Origin of the sequence: Pedobacter ghigonis, assembly GCF_903166585.1 — a bacterium.
In the GTDB taxonomy this organism is placed as follows: Bacteria; Bacteroidota; Bacteroidia; order Sphingobacteriales; family Sphingobacteriaceae; genus Pedobacter; species Pedobacter ghigonis.
In genome coordinates, this window is record NZ_CAESCM010000001.1 from 139,376 (window position 1) to 158,140 (window position 18,765).

The following is an 18,765-nucleotide window of genomic DNA, read 5'->3' on the forward strand; positions in this document are numbered from 1 at the left end:
TCAGTTCAAAGCGCAAAACTGCCTTTATTTACTTTTGAAAACAACTACTGCTAAAGGCGGTAGGTTTACATCAATAGCATATTTCTGGTTATTATGTCCCTCTTCAAGCGGAGTAATATCCCCCTTATTATTTATACCGCTACCGTAATACACAATATCATCAGTATTAAAAATTTCAGTCCATTTTGTTTTAAAGGGTACGCCAATCCGATAATGCTCTCTTACAACAGGAGTAAGGTTGATGGCAATTACCAAAGTATCTTTCGCTTTAGGTCCCTTACGCATATATACAAACACCGACTCGTCTGCATTATCGGCATCGAGCCACTCAAAACCTTCGTAACTAAAATTAAAATGGTACAGGGCAGGTTCTTTTCTATACAGGAAATTTAAAGCTTTAACTGTTTCCTGCATCCCTTTGTGTGGAGCATACTGCAATAAATGCCAATCCAGCGATTGGGTAAAGTTCCACTCATTAGTTTGGCCAAATTCGTTGCCCATAAAAAGCAGCTTTGCACCCGGGTGAGTAAACATGTAACCATACAGCGCCCTTAAGTTGGCAAATTTCTGCCAGTCATCGCCTGGCATCTTATAAAGCATTGGCGATTTACCGTGCACTACTTCATCATGCGAAAAAGGGAGCATAAAGTTTTCGGTAAAAGCATAGGTCATGCTAAAACTCAACTGGTGGTGGTGGTGCTTTCTGCCCAAAGTATCTACCTTGAAATATTTTAAGGTATCGTTCATCCAGCCCATCATCCATTTCATACCAAAGCCAAGCCCGCCGTTATGCACCGGATGGGTTACCCCAGGGTAGGTACTGCTTTCTTCGGCAATGGTATGCACACCTTCAAAATTGCCATAAATGGCTATGTTAAGGTCTTGTAAAAACTGAATCGCTCCTAAATTTTCGCTCCCGCCATACTCGTTGGTAGCAGAATCCCCTTCCTCGCGCGAAAAATCAAAATATAGCATAGAGGCTACGGCATCTACCCTTAATCCATCGGCATGATATTGGTCTAACCAAAACATGGCATTACTGATCAGGAAAGAGCGCACCTCATTTCTATCGTAATTAAAAATATACGATTTCCAGTCAGGATGGAATCCCTTTCGCATATCGGCATGCTCGTACAGGTGGGTGCCATCAAATTCGTATAAACCGTGCCTGTCGCCCGGAAAATGGGAAGGTACCCAATCCAGTATTACGGCAATATTGGCTTTATGGAATGCATCAATAAGGTACATTAAATCCTGTGGGGAACCATAGCGCGAGCTTGCCCCAAAATAACCCGTAATCTGATAACCCCAGCTCGGAAAAAACGGAAATTCCATTACCGGCATCAGCTCTACATGAGTAAAGCCCATTTCCTTTACGTAGGGTATAAGCCTGCCGGCAACCTCTCTGCAGGTTAAAACACGCTCAGGATTTTCCGGATCGCGTTCCCAGGAGCCTATATGTACCTCGTAAACCGAGATCGGCTGATCTAAAGCATTTAGTTTGGCCCTTTTATTTAACCAGGTTTTATCTTTCCAGGTATAGTCGGTATCCCAAACAATGGAAGCCGTTTGTGGCGGGTGCTCCCACCTGCGGGCATACGGATCGCCTTTCAAATGCTCCGATTCATCAAAGCCCTTTACAAAATACTTGTAAACCTCACCCTTGGCAATACCGGGAATAAAACCTTCCCAGATACCCGATTTATCCCATCGTTTGTTTAATCCATGTGAAGCATTATTCCAGTCGTTGAAGTTACCTACCACAGCTACATTAATGGCATTTGGTGCCCATACCGAAAAATAAGTTCCGGCAGTCCCACCAACACTAATGAGGTGTGAGCCCATTTTTTCGTAAAGCCTGAAATGCTTTCCAACCAGAAAAAGATCAATGTCGTAATCGGTAAATAAACTGTGTACCCAAACCGCTTTCTTGTGGTCGGTTTTTACTAAAGCTGCTTTTTTTGCAGTAACTTTTTTGGCTGCTGGCATAGATATTTTTTGGCTAGATAAATTAAACCCCAAATACTAAACAGCATTTGGGGCTAAAAGATTTACAGACTTAAGATCTGAATTTCTGAGAAATTTTTATTGCATTTGAAATGCAGTACATGCTGATCGTCGGTATAGAAATCGGTTATCTCTTTATTATCGATAATGATTTTTCTTACCTGGAATTTTACGCCAATAACATTACAAACATAAAACTCGTAATTCGGCGTGTATAATCCTTCAATACGTTGGTTTACCTTTATGGCTTGTGTATCGCCTTTTACGGTAAATTTCTTCTCCAGGTAAATATCCTGCTCGTAGGCAAAAGTATCGCCATGATCTTCGTACATATATGAATTTACTTCATAATCGCCATGGTAGATATTCAATACCACTTCAGTAATTGATTTTTCATCTACATACTGCATTACCGGATATTCTGGTAAAACAGAACCTGCGCGTACAAACATTGGCATACTGTCTATCTTGGCATCAACCGTATATTCGTTACCGCCTTCTAAAATTTCGTTGGTCCAGAAATTATACCAGGTACCTTTAGGCAGATAAACCTTACGCGAAATGGCTCCTTGCTCCAATACCGGACAGATTAAAAGTTTATCGCCATAGCAAAACTCGTCCTGACGGAAACTGTTGCTGATGTTTTCCTGCTCGAGCATAACCAATGGCCTCAAAATCGGAAAACCGTAACGGTGATGTTCCCAGAAAACCGAATACAGGTAAGGCATTAAACGGTACCTTAACTCAATAAACTTGCGGTTGATATTTTCGAAAAATTCGCCAAAACTCCATGGCTCACGCTCGGCAGTATCACCAGCAGAGTGCGCACGCATAAATGGCGAGAATGTACCCAGTTGAATCCAGCGGGTGAATAATTCACCATCTGGCTCGCCACTAAATCCGCCAATATCTGTTCCACAGAAAGGCACACCCGAAACCGATAAACGCTGACACTGGATGTTTCCGATCTTTAAGTGCTCCCAGGTAGCAATATTATCGCCCGTCCAAACACATGCATAACGTTGCATTCCCGAATAGCCTGCCCTGGTAATGGTAAACGGACGCTTGTTGCGCATCAGCTTTTTCAGCCCTTCGTAAGTAGAACGAACCATTTGCATGCCGTAAACATTATGGGCCTTACGGTGCGAACCACGGTAACCATCGTAATTGTGGCGTACATCATTCGGGAAAGTACCTGAACCAAACACTGCCGGCTCGTTCATATCATTCCAGAAACCAGCAACACCCATATCTACCAGTTCTTTATACAAATTACCCCACCAGGTACGCACCTTTGGGTTGGTAAAATCAGGAAACTGGCAGCGGCCTGGCCAAACGTGCCCTTCCATATAATAATCGTCGCTGCGGCGACAGAAAAATCTTTTTTCTTTACCCTCTTTAAATACCCAGTAATCATCATCAACCTTAATTCCCGGATCAATCATCACAACAGTTTTAAAACCATCATCCGAAAGTTCTTTGATCATTCGCCTTGGGTCTGGAAAGTATTTTTTGTTCCATGTAAAGCAACGGTAACCATCCATGTAATCGATATCCAGATAAATGGCATCGCAAGGGATTTTACGCGCTCTGAACTGTTTGGCTATTTCTTTAACCTTTGTTTCCGGATAATAACTCCAGCGGCATTGCTGATAACCCAATGTCCATTTTGGAGGCATTGGATGCGTGCCGGTTAAAGTAGCATAACGCTTAACCACATCCATGATGTGCGGCCCATGAATGTAATAATATTGGAGTTCACCTCCATCAGCCCAGAAACTGGTCTTATTTACATCCTCAGATCCAAAATCGAAATACGATTTAAAGGTATTATCGAAAAAGATACCGTAAGCGGCCTGGTTATGCAAACCAATATAAAATGGTATGGTACGATATAGTGGATCCTGGTTCCATCCAAAAGAATAGGCATCGGTATTCCAGTTTTCGAAACGACGGCCACGGAGGTTAAAATTACCCGATTTATCGCCTAAACCAAAGAAATTTTCTTCGGGGTGGCATTTTTTGGTCGCATAAATATAGTAGCCACCAAAATCTACATTTTCTTCCCAGTGCATGGAGTTGGCCTCATCAACCATTACTACATTGGTTATATTATCTGAGAAAGAAATATGAAAGGTTGCTTTATCTATTTTACAGGTTACGGCGTAAGTAGAAATGGTATAATAATCTTCGTGCTCCTGCATTTTAAATACGGAAACCTTTTGATCTACTTCGGGTACAGCGTAAGAGAAATCATCTAAAAAAACGCCGTGTGGCGCTAAACGCACCCTGATAATATCATCGCTAACTACGCGTACCTCAACCCTTGCATCACCATCAGAGAAATAAAAACGATTGCCTTCTTTCTTTACTTTTTTTACCGCACCAAGGTATTGTTTTACAATTGGTTTTACCGATATATCTACTGGATTGTTAAGGTGCTGGATTTCCTGCTCCTTTTCAATCAGTTCACTTATTTCATTAGGTTTGTCGTTTTGCGCTTCCATCCTTATATATCTATAATTTCAAATTAATAGCTCTTAAACCGGGACAGTGCTTAAGAAAGTACTATAATACAAATATTTTATTAAAAGGGCTCAAGCTTTTTTTCAAGGCTTGTTGATTAAAGTGTATTTTTCACACTAAGCAAGTCATTTATGTATCAACTGCAGGTCAATAATGCAGTATTGCTTTGAATATCGTCATTAAAACTATATGCGATCGGATATAAAAAATAATATTTTCAGTAAAACTATATCCTTTCGGATATAGTTTTACTGAATTACAAACAACTACCGAGAGATGTAAATCAGTTATAATCAAAAACAGAATCAGCGCATTAATTTAATCTGCTAAAAAAAAGCCCCCTGTACCTTTATACAGAGGGCAGCTCAAAACTCAATAAGTTTACTATGGGTTAAAGGTCAATCCAACATAGTAGATTGCACCTGCCATAGGGTTACCATAAGAAGTGATATAATACTTGTTCAATACGTTCGAACCTCCCAGTTTAACTACTGAATTTACTGAAGGAATCCTCAAACTAACCTGTGCATCCAACGAACTATATGCAGGCACCTGGCCTGAGGCGAAAGATGAATTCCAGTAGAACTGATCTTGCCAGCGGTAAGAAACATTGAAACCGAAGTTTTTAATAATCTCTTTATTGCCCAAACCCAGATTGTAACGGATTTTAGGCGTATTAAAATCGTTGATGTAATTAGCTGGTAAATCTCCAATCTGATTGTAAGAAACGTTACCACTCACATTCCATTTACCTACCAGGTAATCAAGGCCTAAAGCACCACCATAAGATGTTACTTCTCCCTCGGCATTAACTGGAACACCAAATTTCACAAAGCTTCCGCTTACATTCTGATAAACATCAACTGCCGTGATAAAATCTTTATAGATATTGTAGTAACCGTAAGCATCAACCAATAAGTTAGGAAGCAATAAACCTTTGTAACCTAACTCATAAGATTGTACACTTTCCGGACGAACACCTTTTGCATCAAAATTATACTGTTGTAAGAGCGCCGGATTTGGTGTTCCTGTAGCAGCAGCTGAGGCCAAAAATGCGCGGTAACTCACATCTGTATATGGTTTGTTGGTATCTAAATGGTATTTGCTGAACATAATTTCGGGTAAACCACCAATTAAACGTTGTGAACCACCACCAACTGAAAGATCGATATACTGGTTTTGTGTAGTTGGGTTGCGGTAACCGGTTTGGTAAGAAACCCTGATATTGTTGTTTTTGGCCACTGTGAATACCCCGGTAATCCTTGGTGTAAACCTGCCTTCAAAGTTCTGGCTCTTATCGTAACGGCCGGCAAAAGTAAATTTAACTTTATCGTTAAAAAATTTCTTGCCAATTTGGCCAAATGCACCATACTCTTTAATATCGATTGAATTTAATAAGTCGTTAAAAATCGTCCCCGCTGAGTTTAAATCATAAAGTCGGTAAGAAGCACCCACCTGAAACTCTACCACTTTATCGAAAAGGTTGGTAAAGTTGTACATTCCCTCATAGTGATACAAGTTTGATTTATCATCGAATTTTGCACCATAAATACCCTTTGATGGATCAGAAGCACTGATCGTAGTATTCATGATCTGATCTTTCGCTTGTATAAACTGAGCCGACCCCGGTTCAAAGCGGCCCTGGTTGGCAGCAGTTCTAGCCAATACATGTGCAGCGGCATCGCCCTGACCTGCAGCTCTTGCACCAACATAATTGCCAATATATTGCGGGAACCAGGTTGTAGATGGTTTTGAAAGTTCGTTAATATAACTACCTAAAATAGAAGAAATATAAGAATCGCCTGAGCGCTCCTGAGTAGTATAAGCTTTAACAAAGAAGTCTTCGCCCTTTATTTCCAGTTTATACTGGCCAATATTGAAATTACGCAACGAATAACGATCAGAACCGGTATAAACCGAAGTTCCTGTACCCCAGTTTGCCTGTGCAACAGCTTGTACAGTATTACTGATATTATAGTACAATCCGCCAGATACTTTTAATGATTTGGTATCATAATCAACCAGGTTTTCTTCATTGTAACCTGTTCTTGATACATTTTGATCAGGAATTAAATTGGCCTTTAAACCCACGTAGAAAGGGAAATAATTTTGTACTGCAGGACGTAATGCTGCAGGCAAGCCCGCAAGGAAACCAGCTTGTTGTACCGCATTTGGAATAGCTGCACCAAAAGCACCATCCATGGTTGATTTAATGTTAGGGATTAAACCACCTGAACCAGCATTGATCCCTGCAATTGTAGCATTTTGCACACTCAAAGCAACATTTCGCATATTTTGGCTTACCTCATCACCGTAAACATTTATACCGTCATAATTGGTATCGCTGTTGCGGTCGCCAGATTTAGCTGTTCTGGAAATACGATCGAAGTTTGAATAGTTATTACCAAACCAATCTTTAGCCTGTAAAAATGAGAAGGCTGCTTTTACCCCAAACTTATTGTTCCATGATTTTGCCATGCGTACATCCAGTTGATTAAATGGTTGTACACTACTATTATCGTCGTTAACATGGTTTACACCTGTTTTATATTGAAAACTAGCCCCCGGATATTTAAAAGGGTCTTTTGAGGTCATCAACAAAGTACCGTTAATACCACCCGCACCGTAAAGTGCCGATGAAGCACCAGGTAAAAGCTCTACATTATCTACATCAAGTTCAGTTATACCTACGATATTACCTACCGAGAAATTCAGTCCCGGTGCCTGGTTATCCATCCCATCAATATATTGGTTAAAACGCGTATTACCGTTTGAGTTGAAACCACGGGTATTGATCGATTTAAAAGTTAAACTCTGCATACTGCTCTCTACCCCTTTCATATTGTTCAGGGCATCGTAAAACGAAGGCGCAGCAATTTCTTTGATAGTTGCAGCACTCATGCGTTCGATAGAAACAGGCGATTCTAAAATACGCTCAGGCGTACGCGAGGCCGAAACCACCACATCGCCACCAAGTACAACCGCAGTTTCGAGCTCGATATTGATACCAGAGGTACTTCCTGTAATTTGCTGTTCTACTGTACCATAACCTACATAAGAAGCTACTAATGTAAACGGGACTTTAGCCGAAGTAGTAAAAGTAAAACTGCCATTGCTTGTAGAGGCTGTACCGCCCGACTGGCCTTTGATAGTTAAGCTTACGCCTGCCAATCCTTCTTTTGATTGCTTATCTTTTACGGTTCCGCTTACCGTAATATTCTGTGCCTGTGCTGCTATATTACCAGCAAACACAAATAATAACACATAAAAGATCTGTGTAAAAATTCTGCTCATACGCGATTGTTAATTTGGTTGTTTGTATTATTAGTTACATAAACTTAAATTCTTTTTTTGAATTAAACAAATTATGTATGCATAATAATTTCAATTCAAATTATAATTTTGATTGATATACAGTTTGTTGTATTTTGCGATAAACATAAATCGTCAATTTGCCCTATCTTAGCAAAAGACTTGTTAGCTAACCATTATGAATAAAATTAAGGCCTTTCTCTGCGTCGTTGTACCAATCGCATTAGCTTTTTTATTTAATACCAAACTAGGTAATACACCTCCGCTACTCAAATTCCTAAATCCTTTTATGGGTTTTTGGCAAAATGCCGAAAACAATCATTTTATGTTTAACCATAAAGCGAAGATTAAAGGCGCAATCGATAAAATAGAAATTGTTTTCGACGACCGGATGATTCCGCACATTTTTGCGCAGAACGATCATGACCTTTATCTTGCCCAGGGTTACGTAACGGCAATGCACCGCCTCTGGCAGATGGATTTTCAAACCCGTTTTGCAGCAGGCAGAATAAGTGAAGTGGTGGGCGATAAAGCCATTGAGGTAGACCGTTACCAACGTAGGATGGGTATGGTTTATGGTGCCGAAAACTCGTTGAAAGGCATGATGGCCGATCCAAAAGCTAAAGAAATGATTCTGGCCTATACGGAAGGTATTAACGCTTACATTAAAACCCTTTCAAAAGCCAATTACCCCTTAGAATATAAAATACTCGATTTTAAACCTGAAGACTGGACACCTGTTAAATGTGCTTTGTTGTTAAAGCAAATGTCGGCGGTCTTAGCCATGGGTTCCGACGAGTTTTATATGACTAACATCCTTAAAAAGTTTGGTCCCGAAGTAACTAAAGATCTTTTCCCTGATTATCCTTTCCGTGAAGATCCAATTATCCCGGTGGGTACAAAATGGGATTTTACTCCCCTACCAATTCCAAAAACGCCTGAAAGTTTTACGCAAGCCCAAACAGGTGATGTAAAAACTACCGAAAAAAGGGAAGGTATTGGCAGCAACAACTGGGCTTTATCAGGTTCAAAAACAGCTTCAGGCTACCCAATCCTGGCAAACGATCCGCATCTCGACCTAACCCTGCCTTCTATCTGGTATCAGATTCAGTTGCATGCGCCCGGAGTAAATACTTATGGTGTTTCTTTACCAGGCGCGCCAGGCGTGATCATCGGCTTTAACCAGAAAATAGCCTGGGGCGTAACCAATGTTGCTGCTGATGTGCTCGATTTTTACCAGATTAAATTTAAAGATAGCAGCCACAACGAATATTGGTACAACAATAAGTGGAATGCAACAAACAAAAAATTAGAAGTAATTAAAATCCGCGGAGCAAAAGACGAAATAGATACCGTTTTTTACACGCATCATGGTCCGGTGGTTTATTTCCAGAAACCAAAATACAGCAGGGCAAACAATGTACCTGTTGGCGATGCTTTAAGGTGGATTGCGCACGACCAATCGAACGAGCTGATGACTTTTTATTACCTGAACCGGGGTAAAAACTATGCAGATTACCGCAAAGCCCTAACCTTTTATACCGCACCAGCACAAAATTTTGTTTTTGCCAGCGTAGATAATGATATCGCTATTACGCCAAACGGAAAGTTCCCATTGAAATGGAAAGACCAGGGTAAATTTATTTTAGATGGCACCGACCCCGCCTACGACTGGCAGGGCTGGATCCCAGCAGCACAGAACCCAACGGTTAAAAACCCGGCGCGTGGCTTTGTGAGTTCGGCTAACCAATCTTCAACCGATACCACTTACCCTTACTACATTAACTGGGAATTTTCTCCTTACGAACGTGGCAAGCGAATTAACGACCGCCTGGGCGCAATGAGCAAGGCAACTATGGATAGTATTCGCCTGATGCAGACCGATAATTATAGCATTCTGGCTCAAAATTTGGTACCGGCCCTGCTTCCTTTACTGAATGCCGAGCAGTTAAACGCTACCCAGAAAGAAGCATTAAGCTATGTAAACAAATGGAACAAACGGTACGATGCCAACCAGATTGCGGCAAGTGTGTTCGAAATATGGACCAAGCGCCTAACTTTCGACATTTGGGGAGATGAGTTTGAAGTAAAAGGCATCCCTATGCGTTATCCATCGAGAGACCGCACGGTAGAAATGATTTTAAAAGAACCAAAAGCCCCATGGTACGATAATATACATACCAGTAAAAAAGAAACCCTCACTGATTTGGTAAACGAAGCTTTTAAATACAGCTGTGATAGTTTGGAAAGAAGGTTTGGACCAATAAACAAAGACTGGAACTGGGCCAATGTGAAACAAAGCAATGTACCTCATTTGGCTAAAATTCCAGGTTTTGGTTCAAAAGTTCTGCAAATTGGCGGCGCTAAAAGTACCATCAATGCCTTATCAGAAACCAACGGGCCTTCGTGGCGTATGGTTATAGAGCTGGGTAAAAACCCCAAAGGGCATGGCGTTTACCCTGGTGGGCAATCGGGCAACCCAGGAAGTAAATTTTATGATAACATGATCGATACCTGGGCAAATGGCCAGCTGTATGATCTGTTTTACATGCAAAGCGCCGATGATAAATCGGGCACAGTTATCTCACGTTTAAAAATTTCTAAATAAATTAAAATGGTTTTCATCGTCATCGCAATTATCTGTTTCTTCTTGCAAATGATCGCTCCATGGTGGGTAATTATTGTGATTTCTTTTGCCACCTGTGGCATTATTGGTAAAACAGGGAAAATAGCATTCTGGCAATCATTTCTCGCCATATTTCTGCTGTGGATTGGTTATGCTTTATTTAAAAGCCTTCCCAACGATAACTTGCTGGCCAGCCGCGTGGCGGTAATGACCGGCGTTAAAATCTGGTGGATATTGCTACTGCTTACCGGTATTTTAAGCGGTCTGGTTGCCGGAATCAGCGGTTATTGTGGTTACCAGTTTCGCATGGCCATGCTGGCCAAAAAAACTGACGAGAAAATAGCATAATGCTTTGTACTTTTGCAGCGTGAATTTAACAGCTGAAGATATATTTTCCGTACAAAACGCCGATGGGTTTAAAACGCTGGCCTTAAACATTTTCAGGTTTCAGGCCCAAAACTGTAAAGTATATGGCGAGTATATCCGCCATTTACGTGTTGATATAAACCAGGTGAAAACAATTGAGCAGATTCCTTTTCTGCCCATAAGTTTTTTTAAAAGTCATGCTATTTTAAGCAGCACCGAGCCTATCGAAATTACCTTTAGCAGCTCGGGCACAACCGGCATGGTACAAAGCAGCCACCATGTAACCGATGTTAAATTATATGAGCAAAGTTACCTGCAGGCTTTTGCCCAATTTTATGGCGATGTTTCTGCGTATTGTTTTCTGGCGTTATTACCGTCCTATCAACAAAGATCAGGTTCATCTTTAATTTACATGGTTAACGATCTGATCGAAAAAAGCGGGGACCCGCAAAGTGGTTATTTTTTATACAACCACAATGATCTATTGCAAACCCTGCTCGAGCTTAAATCAAAAAAACAGAAAACGGTTTTAATCGGCGTAACCTATGCCCTCCTCGATTTTATTGAGCAGTATGATATCGACTTCCCCGAACTGATTGTAATGGAAACTGGCGGTATGAAAGGGAAACGCAAAGAAATGGTCCGCGAAGAATTACACGAACAGCTAACCAAAGGTTTTGGGGTAAAATCGATCCACAGCGAATACGGGATGACCGAGTTACTTTCGCAGGCTTATTCTTTAGGTGATGGGGTTTTTAATTGTCCAAACTGGATGCAGGTTTTAATCCGTGATACGAATGATCCATTAAGTTTAGTAGCCCAGGGCCGTACCGGGGGCATTAACGTAATCGATCTGGCCAATCTGAATTCCTGCTCCTTTATTGCTACACAAGATTTGGGCAAAATTAACCCTGATCAGAGTTTCGAGGTATTGGGCAGGTTCGACCATGCCGATATCAGAGGTTGTAACCTTTTGGTGCAGTAAATTAGTTTACTTTATCAGAACAGTTGGCACAAAGTCCTGTTGCAATCAGATTGAGGTGCTCTACTTTAAAACCAGCCGGCACCTTTAATGCAGGGATTTTAACGCTATCTAAACAGTAAATTTTATGGCAGTTATCGCAGTTAAAATGCACATGCTCATCGTGGTGTTCGTGCGCGCTGCAACCTTCCGAGCAGATGGCGTAGTTGGCCGTTCCCTGCTGATCGAGCACTTTATGGATGATTCCTTTTTCCTCGAAAGCCTGTAAAACACGATAAAGCGTAACACGGTCGGCATCTTTACCCATTACCTGCTCTAAATAGGGCTGAGAAGTCGCAGAATCGCGGCTGCTCAAAATCTCGAGCACCTGCAAGCGCGGTGCAGTTCTTTTTAAACCATTTTTAACCAAAAGTTTTTCGAAACGCTCTGTGTTGTTTTCCATAGCAATACAAAATTAAACATTTAAACAATGAGTTTGGCATTTTTAATTGTGATTGGCGGGGCATAGCTGGCATCTTTCTGTTCCAATTTTAAAATGCCTTTTACTTTAATGGGTTTTTCGCTGTAAGGTATGGCCCGCTCCATTTCGATCATAATCATTACCGGAATACCGTTCTGACCACAAAAATAGCATTGGTTAATGGGCAGGGTAGCCAAAAGAAACTGCTGCTGCTTAGCACCACTTTTAATCGGAATCAGATAACCCATTAATTCAAATTCACGGTTTTCGAAACGCTTTATCGATTCTGAAAATAAGGGTAAAAGCTCATTCTTTTCTGTTAGCTCGAACTTAACGGAGGCAATTACATCCCAGTTCAACGACCGTAGTTGATCGCCGGGTTTGTGTTTTTGGGTCTGTGCTTTAGCTGTAAATACAGCAGATAACAGCCAAAAGATTAGCAATAAGTTTTTCATTTTTGTACAGCTTCTAACAGAAAAAAGGTTGACCGGCTATCGCCGGAATCGTTGATTTCGAATTTCCCTTTAATTAAAACAGGTGTATCGATCCATTTTATGGGCTTTAGCATTTTCACCTCTACCATGGATGGAATATCGCCCGTACCACAATAAGGACAGGATGCAATAGGTACAATTGAGAGCATAAATTCTGTAAAAGTATTGCCAACCTTCGTCGGAATAATATAACCTGGCAACTCAATTACCTTATGGTTTATCGCTTTTAATGCAGGTGGAAAAACAGCCTGCCAAACCAATGGTTTCACCTGCTTATCGTATTTTAAGCCAATCAGGTTCCAGTTGGCCGTACGCATATCGGTATGCACCTGAACCTGCGCGTACGAGCCAAAAGAAACCAAAAGCAAAAGAAGCCAAATGCCATGCTTTTGTATTTTCATATTATAACTGTTTAGCATTTAACAGGAAAAATTCACTTCTGTCATCTCCCGAATCGTTAATGATAAATAGGCCACGGAGCTTTACAGGTTTTTCTGTAATGGAAATAGGGCTTAACATTTTAACCTGTACCATGGATGGGATATCGCCCGAACCGCAATAAGGGCAGGATGCAATGGGCACAATAGAAAACATAAATTCGCTAAACCGCTGCCCCACTTTAGTGGGAATAATATATCCGGGCAGTTCAATTACTTTATTGTTTAAGCGCTTTAATGCAGGTGGAAAAACACTACCCCATTTTCCGGGTGCAATTTCTGCATCATAGCGTAAACCAATTAAATTCCAGGTTGGCGTGCGCATGTCGGTATGTACCCGGCCTTGCGCAGCCACTATCTGGAAACCTAAACATAAAACAACCAATCCAATTAATCTTTTCATTACCTAACGTGCTTTGGTGAGCGTTTCAGCAATATCTACCTTGTAAATCTGTAAAGCCGGAATTATTGAAGCCAGTGCACCGGTAATAACTCCTGTAACGATTAAATACAACTCCTGTGGCACGATAACCATTCCACTCAGCCTGGCCTGCGAAGGTTCCTGATAAGCGCCAATCAACTCGAGTGCGGCATGACCAATCAACAGGCCCAGGCAGGTTCCAATACCGGTAACCAGTATACCATCTAATAAAACCAGCAAAAACAAGCGGAATTTGGATGCACCTAAACAGCGCATTACAGCCAAATCGTATTTACGTTCTTTCATGGCGTTATACAAGCTGATAAAAATACTCAGCGCTGCAATACCCATGATCAAAACAGCAAACCACTTTAAAGTATCTATCCCTATTCCAATTAAAGAAAATAGCCTCGCACTTTCCATAGCCGGCGATGCGGCCTGCATATTGGTACTTTGGTTCACCATCCGTGGAAAAGCAATAACCGACATGGGTGAGCGGTACTGAATTAAAATGGCCGTAATTTGTTTGTCGTTAATCTCCTTTGCTTCGCCGGCCGAATGGTGCTCATGTTCCCCCTCCGGCGCTTCGTGCATTTTATAAACACTGCCAATATTGGTGAGGATGAGGTTGTCTGTTATATTGCCCTGGGGCTTTAAAATACCTTTTACCACATAGGCATGCTGCTTATGGATATCGCTGCTACCCGTAAGTCCATGCGCACCGAAAAAGGTATCGCCAATACGCAGTTTTGAAGCTAAAGCCACCGTGCTCCCTATGGTAACCTCCAGATCTTTTTTCCAGAAGCTCCCCTTTTGTACCGATAAACCATATAATCCGCTAAAAGTGGTATCGGTACCCACAATGCGATACCCATTGTAATTATCACCAAGCGCCAGCGGAACTGCTCTTTTCACCATCGGGTTTTTCATTAAGCGGTAAGCATCCGCAGCAGGAATGTTTCCGGTAGGAAAATCGATGTGATAAATGCTGCTCATGATCAGTTGCAACGGACTTCCCTTTGCGCCTACCACCAGATCAATATCTTTTGCATTTTTTTCGAGCTTATTGCCAATCTGGTTAGCGGCTAAAAAAAGTATCGTTAAAATACCCAGGCCAAAGGCAACCAGAATAATATTTAAAAGCGTGGTTAGCTTATTTCTGCAGAGATTTTGACTACTTATTTTAAAGATATTCATTACAGTAAATAGGTTTTAGTGATGTAGTTGCGTACCCGCTGATCGTGTGTGGCGATAATCAGGGCAGCGCCATTAGCCTTAGCCTGCATGGTAAGCATTTCAATTACCTGTGCCGCATTTCGGTCGTCGAGGCTCGAAGTAGGTTCATCGGCAATCAGCAAATCGGGTTTATTAACCAGCGCCCTTGCTACCGATACCCTTTGTAACTGTCCCTGACTTAACTGGTCGGGATAGCTTTGCGCCATATCTGCAATACCAAGATCGCTTAAGAGCGATAAATTATGCGGGGTATCAATTGGCACACGCGCCATTAAAGCCGCCAGTTCGAGGTTATCGAGTACATTTAGCGATTGGATAAGGTGAGGCTTTTGGAAAACAATGCCAATATTTTTTCCCCTGAACTGATCCATGCTACGTGCCGACAAGGTGTACAAATTAGTTCCATGAATAGCAACCTGCCCCTGACTGGGTTTAAGTAATCCGGAAATGATATTCAGCAAGGTACTTTTTCCACTTCCCGATGCACCAAGCAAAAGCCAGTGTTCCATATCGGCTATTTCCCAATCGGGAAAAACAATTTTTCTCCCCTGCTCATACACGTGAACCAGCGATTTGATGTTAATCATGGTATAACTTTTTCTACTTTCTTAATCACCAGATTTTTGATGGCATAACGCCGGTATAGGGACTGAGCATTGTTAGTACCATGCTTACAGGCTGGATTTAGCACTGAAATAAACAACAATGCCGGAATGAAAAGGAGTTTAGGATATTTAAGCATATAATAAGGAAACAATTAATGATTATGGTTTATGGGGCAGGTTTTGAGTAACCGAAGGTTAAAATAATGTGCTGCAGCGATTGTAAAGCCACCCAATGGGATCAAAATGGGTTCGAGCAGCTCCACTCCTGAAAAGTGCCCAAAGGCAATACAACCAAAACCCAGCATGAGAACCAGTATGGGTGCAATGCGCTGATGTTGCTTGCGGTAACCTGAACTCAAACTCCACACTCCTAAAACTAACGAAAGGGCAATCATGGTAATTTCAACGGCCTCATTAGCCAAAAAGCCCATCCCCCACATGGGTAAAACAGTAATTACAAAGGGCAACGCTGCGCAATGTATGGCACAAAGTGTAGAGGCGGTTATGCCTAATCTGTCGAGGTTAATTTTATAGCTCCGCTGTTTCATCCGTTTAAATTTAGTCGACAAATATAAAAGCAATAAAGTTGCATTTAAAATATTCAGCATTATATTTGCAACATAATTGCATTAACATGATAAAGAAATTACCAGTAACCGTATTAAGCGGTTTTTTAGGCAGCGGAAAAACCACCTTGCTCAACGCCATACTGCAAAACAAGCAGGATTTAAAGGTGGCCGTAATTGTAAACGACATGAGCGAAGTAAACATAGATGCGGCCTTGGTTAAAAACCAGCATGCCTTATCTAAAACAGAAGAGAAGCTGGTAGAAATGAGCAACGGCTGTATTTGCTGTACCCTTCGCGAAGACCTGATGGTAGAGGTAGAAAAACTGGCCAAAGAAAACCGCTTCGATTATCTGTTGATTGAAAGCACGGGCATTTCTGAGCCTATTCCGGTTGCGCAGACTTTTTCTTTTATTGATGAAGCTTCGGGTATTGACTTAAGCCGATTTAGTCGTTTAGATACCATGGTTACAGTTGTAGATGCTTATAATTTTTACAAAGATTTCGGTTCTGCCGAAAAACTTGCCGACAGGAACATGACTGATGATGCAGCAGATAAACGTACCATTGTAAATTTGCTTACCGACCAGATTGAGTTTGCCAATGTAATTTTACTGAACAAGGTTGATTTGGTTAGTGAAAATGATATAAAGGTTTTAAAAGCCTTAATTGCTAAACTAAACCCTGATGCTAAAATTTATGAAACCCTTTTTGGTAATCTTGATCCGGCTATAATTTTGAATACAGGTTTGTTCGATTTCGAATCGGCTGCTGAGGGTGCAGGTTGAAAAAAAGAGCTCGAAGAAATTCATCAGCCAGAAACCGAGCAGTATGGAATTAGCTCAACAGTTTTCCGTTCCAAAAAACCTTTTCCCCCGCAAAGGCTCTGGGATTATATTAACCACGAATTCCCGCCGCAAATTATCCGCTCAAAAGGCATATTTTACCTTGCAGCCATGCCTGAGCAAGCCATCAATTTCTCACAGGCCGGTGGTTCCTTACGCATTGATTTGGCCGGGGTTTGGTGGGCCAGCATGAGCAAAAATGAAAGGATGCAATATGCTGATTACCTGGAGAACAAAGCGGAGATACATGCCCAATGGGACAGCGACTTTGGCGATCGCAAAAATGAACTGGTTTTTATCGGTCAGGAAATGGATAGTAACGTGTTGAAAGCATCGCTTGAAACCTGTCTGCTTAGCCCCGCAGAGATAGCGGATTATAAAATGGGAGGCTGGTTTGAAAATCCATTTGAACGGGTTATTCCAAATTAATTGTAACCAGATAATATGCTAAAAAAGAAAGCCACTTTGCAAAGTGGCTTTCTTTTTTAAAACATTTTGAACCATGAAATCGCTCTTCTCTCCCATCCTTGCTACAAACAATGGGAATACATCATCAGTTTTCCTTTAGTCTTACTCTGCAATTAAAAGGAAATAGTTTTTCTTTCCCTTCTGAACTACAATAAACTTATCATTAATCAAATGTTCTGCATTGAATACCTGCATCACATCCGTTACTTTTTCTTTATTTACAGAAACACCACCACCCTGAATTAACTTTTTGGTTTCTCCTTTTGATGGAAAAACAGAAGCCTTTTCTGCAAGCAGAGTAGCAGCATCAATACCAGCACTTAACTCAGCTTTCGAAATGTTAAACTGTGGTATTCCCTCAAACATTTCCAAAACCTGTTTTTCTGAAAGGCTTTTTAAGAATTCTAAAGATCCGTTTCCAAATAAAAACTCAGATGTTTTAATAGCCGTTTCCAAAGCCTCAACCGAGTGAGTTTTAACGGTAATATCCTCTGCCAAAGATTTTTGCAGAATACGCAAATGCGGAGCTGCATCGTGTTCTTTTTCCAAAGCTTCAATTTCCGCCTGATTTTTAAGTGTAAAAATGCGTATCCATTTTTTCACATCATCATCAGATGCATTTAACCAAAACTGGTAAAATTTATATGGAGAAGTTTTCTCTGGGTCTAACCAAACTGCACCACTCTCGGTTTTACCAAATTTAGTACCATCAGCCTTTTTAATCAACTGGGTGGTAATGGCATAAGCCGTTCCGGCATCTTTTCTTCTGATTAACTCGGTACCGGTAACAATATTTCCCCACTGATCTGATCCACCCATTTGTACCAGACAGTTTTCGTTTTTCCATAAATGGTAAAAATCATAACCTTGAATCAACTGGTAGCAGAATTCGGTAAAAGATAAACCAGAATCACCTTCTAAACGGCGCTTAACGCTATCCTTGGCCATCATGTAGTTTACGGTAATGTGTTTACCAACGTCCCTGATAAAGGTAAAAAGGTTCATATCTTTAAACCAATCGGCATTGTTAACCATTACAGCACCATTACCACCTTCTTCAAATTTCAGGAATTTAGCCAGCTGCTTTTTCATTCCTTTCAGGTTATGCTCAATCATTTCAGGCGTTTGAAGATTACGCTCGTCTGATTTTCCAGATGGATCGCCCACCATGCCCGTAGCACCGCCAACCAAAGCAAAAGGCTTGTGACCAGCGTTTTGAAAATGAATAAGGGTCATGATTTGCGTTAAGTGACCAACATGCAATGAATCTGCAGTAGGATCAAAACCGATATAACCAGAGGTCATACCTTCGTTTAACTTTTCCTCAGTATTCGGCATAATATCATGCAGCATGCCACGCCACCTTAACTCTTCAACAAAATTCGTCATTGTACAAACACTTTAATAATTGTGC

The 18,765-nt window shown here is 41.1% G+C and carries 16 protein-coding genes; 5 read left to right on the forward strand and 11 right to left on the reverse strand.

All coding sequences use genetic code 11. The features are described 5' to 3' along the window. Positions 1 to 24: 24 nt before the first annotated feature. The 3 genes from glgB to HWV58_RS00675 form a co-directional block, all read right to left on the reverse strand. A complete protein-coding gene (gene glgB / locus HWV58_RS00665; protein ID WP_175632215.1) occupies positions 25 to 1,989 on the reverse strand; it encodes a 1,4-alpha-glucan branching protein GlgB in 1,965 nt (654 codons plus the stop codon). A gap of 62 nt (positions 1,990 to 2,051) precedes the next feature. After that, complete coding sequence (locus tag HWV58_RS00670; RefSeq protein ID WP_175632216.1) at positions 2,052 to 4,514, reverse strand: glycoside hydrolase family 31 protein; 2,463 nt, start codon at positions 4,512 to 4,514, stop codon at positions 2,052 to 2,054. A 403-nt stretch (positions 4,515 to 4,917) separates the two neighbouring features. After that, entirely contained in the window at positions 4,918 to 7,827 is a 2,910-nt protein-coding gene (locus HWV58_RS00675) for a TonB-dependent receptor (protein WP_175632217.1), read from the reverse strand. A 196-nt stretch (positions 7,828 to 8,023) separates the two neighbouring features. On the opposite strand from HWV58_RS00675, the gene HWV58_RS00680 reads away from it, so the two are divergent. Genes HWV58_RS00680 through HWV58_RS00690 form a run of 3 tightly spaced genes read left to right on the forward strand, consistent with a single transcriptional unit; the run spans position 8,024 to position 11,822 of the window. Continuing rightward, positions 8,024 to 10,453, forward strand: a complete 2,430-nt coding sequence (locus HWV58_RS00680) for a penicillin acylase family protein (protein WP_175632218.1) — start codon at positions 8,024 to 8,026, stop codon at positions 10,451 to 10,453. A gap of 6 nt (positions 10,454 to 10,459) precedes the next feature. Continuing rightward, the gene (locus HWV58_RS00685; protein ID WP_175632219.1) at positions 10,460 to 10,819 is read left to right on the forward strand and encodes a hypothetical protein; all 360 of its coding nucleotides are present in this window, start codon (positions 10,460 to 10,462) and stop codon (positions 10,817 to 10,819) included. Positions 10,820 to 10,838: 19 nt separating this feature from the next. Beyond that, entirely contained in the window at positions 10,839 to 11,822 is a 984-nt protein-coding gene (locus HWV58_RS00690) for a LuxE/PaaK family acyltransferase (RefSeq protein ID WP_217706921.1), read from the forward strand. 1 nt (position 11,823) lies between these two features. On the opposite strand, the gene HWV58_RS00695 is transcribed toward HWV58_RS00690, so the two are convergent. The 7 genes from HWV58_RS00695 to HWV58_RS00725 form a co-directional block, all read right to left on the reverse strand. Continuing rightward, positions 11,824 to 12,261 carry a Fur family transcriptional regulator gene (locus HWV58_RS00695; protein ID WP_175632221.1) on the reverse strand — a complete coding sequence of 146 codons (438 nt, stop codon included), beginning with the start codon at positions 12,259 to 12,261 and terminating at the stop codon, positions 11,824 to 11,826. Between the two features lie 20 nt (positions 12,262 to 12,281). After that, the gene (locus HWV58_RS00700) at positions 12,282 to 12,734 is read right to left on the reverse strand and encodes a hypothetical protein (RefSeq protein WP_175632222.1); all 453 of its coding nucleotides are present in this window, start codon (positions 12,732 to 12,734) and stop codon (positions 12,282 to 12,284) included. Next, the gene (locus HWV58_RS00705) at positions 12,731 to 13,174 is read right to left on the reverse strand and encodes a hypothetical protein (protein ID WP_175632223.1); all 444 of its coding nucleotides are present in this window, start codon (positions 13,172 to 13,174) and stop codon (positions 12,731 to 12,733) included. Before HWV58_RS00705 ends, HWV58_RS00700 begins: the two co-directional genes overlap by 4 nt. A gap of 1 nt (position 13,175) precedes the next feature. Further along, a complete protein-coding gene (locus tag HWV58_RS00710; RefSeq protein ID WP_175632224.1) occupies positions 13,176 to 13,613 on the reverse strand; it encodes a hypothetical protein in 438 nt (145 codons plus the stop codon). A 3-nt stretch (positions 13,614 to 13,616) separates the two neighbouring features. Next, entirely contained in the window at positions 13,617 to 14,828 is a 1,212-nt protein-coding gene (locus HWV58_RS00715) for an ABC transporter permease (RefSeq protein ID WP_175632225.1), read from the reverse strand. Further along, entirely contained in the window at positions 14,828 to 15,454 is a 627-nt protein-coding gene (locus HWV58_RS00720; RefSeq protein WP_175632226.1) for an ABC transporter ATP-binding protein, read from the reverse strand. The genes HWV58_RS00715 and HWV58_RS00720 overlap by 1 nt, the downstream gene beginning before the upstream one ends. A gap of 170 nt (positions 15,455 to 15,624) precedes the next feature. Further along, entirely contained in the window at positions 15,625 to 16,080 is a 456-nt protein-coding gene (locus tag HWV58_RS00725) for a MerC domain-containing protein (RefSeq protein WP_235972604.1), read from the reverse strand. Between the two features lie 26 nt (positions 16,081 to 16,106). Between HWV58_RS00725 and HWV58_RS24365 the strand changes: the two genes are divergently transcribed. Continuing rightward, positions 16,107 to 16,826: a GTP-binding protein gene (locus HWV58_RS24365; protein WP_235972605.1), complete on the forward strand. Its 720-nt coding sequence runs from the start codon at positions 16,107 to 16,109 to the stop codon at positions 16,824 to 16,826. A 48-nt stretch (positions 16,827 to 16,874) separates the two neighbouring features. Further along, a complete protein-coding gene (locus HWV58_RS24370; RefSeq protein ID WP_262890316.1) occupies positions 16,875 to 17,312 on the forward strand; it encodes a CobW C-terminal domain-containing protein in 438 nt (145 codons plus the stop codon). Between the two features lie 141 nt (positions 17,313 to 17,453). On the opposite strand, the gene tyrS is transcribed toward HWV58_RS24370, so the two are convergent. Beyond that, positions 17,454 to 18,740, reverse strand: coding sequence for a tyrosine--tRNA ligase (tyrS, locus tag HWV58_RS00735; protein ID WP_175632227.1), 1,287 nt, complete (start codon positions 18,738 to 18,740; stop codon positions 17,454 to 17,456). Positions 18,741 to 18,765: the final 25 nt, after the last annotated feature.

Bases quoted from the DNA above. Each gene is read 5' to 3' on its own strand.
- HWV58_RS00675 (WP_175632217.1), bottom strand. From the start codon at position 7,827: ATGAGCAGAATTTTTACACAGATCTTTTATGTGTTATTATTTGTGTTT.
- HWV58_RS00725 (WP_235972604.1), bottom strand. From the start codon at position 16,080: ATGCTGAATATTTTAAATGCAACTTTATTGCTTTTATATTTGTCGACT.
- HWV58_RS24365 (WP_235972605.1), top strand. From the start codon at position 16,107: ATGATAAAGAAATTACCAGTAACCGTATTAAGCGGTTTTTTAGGCAGC.
- HWV58_RS00710 (WP_175632224.1), bottom strand. From the start codon at position 13,613: ATGAAAAGATTAATTGGATTGGTTGTTTTATGTTTAGGTTTCCAGATA.
- HWV58_RS00715 (WP_175632225.1), bottom strand. From the start codon at position 14,828: ATGAATATCTTTAAAATAAGTAGTCAAAATCTCTGCAGAAATAAGCTA.
- glgB (WP_175632215.1), bottom strand. From the start codon at position 1,989: ATGCCAGCAGCCAAAAAAGTTACTGCAAAAAAAGCAGCTTTAGTAAAA.
- HWV58_RS00700 (WP_175632222.1), bottom strand. From the start codon at position 12,734: ATGAAAAACTTATTGCTAATCTTTTGGCTGTTATCTGCTGTATTTACA.
- HWV58_RS00685 (WP_175632219.1), top strand. From the start codon at position 10,460: ATGGTTTTCATCGTCATCGCAATTATCTGTTTCTTCTTGCAAATGATC.
- HWV58_RS00680 (WP_175632218.1), top strand. From the start codon at position 8,024: ATGAATAAAATTAAGGCCTTTCTCTGCGTCGTTGTACCAATCGCATTA.
- HWV58_RS00705 (WP_175632223.1), bottom strand. From the start codon at position 13,174: ATGAAAATACAAAAGCATGGCATTTGGCTTCTTTTGCTTTTGGTTTCT.
- HWV58_RS00670 (WP_175632216.1), bottom strand. From the start codon at position 4,514: ATGGAAGCGCAAAACGACAAACCTAATGAAATAAGTGAACTGATTGAA.
- HWV58_RS00720 (WP_175632226.1), bottom strand. From the start codon at position 15,454: ATGATTAACATCAAATCGCTGGTTCACGTGTATGAGCAGGGGAGAAAA.
- HWV58_RS00695 (WP_175632221.1), bottom strand. From the start codon at position 12,261: ATGGAAAACAACACAGAGCGTTTCGAAAAACTTTTGGTTAAAAATGGT.
- tyrS (WP_175632227.1), bottom strand. From the start codon at position 18,740: ATGACGAATTTTGTTGAAGAGTTAAGGTGGCGTGGCATGCTGCATGAT.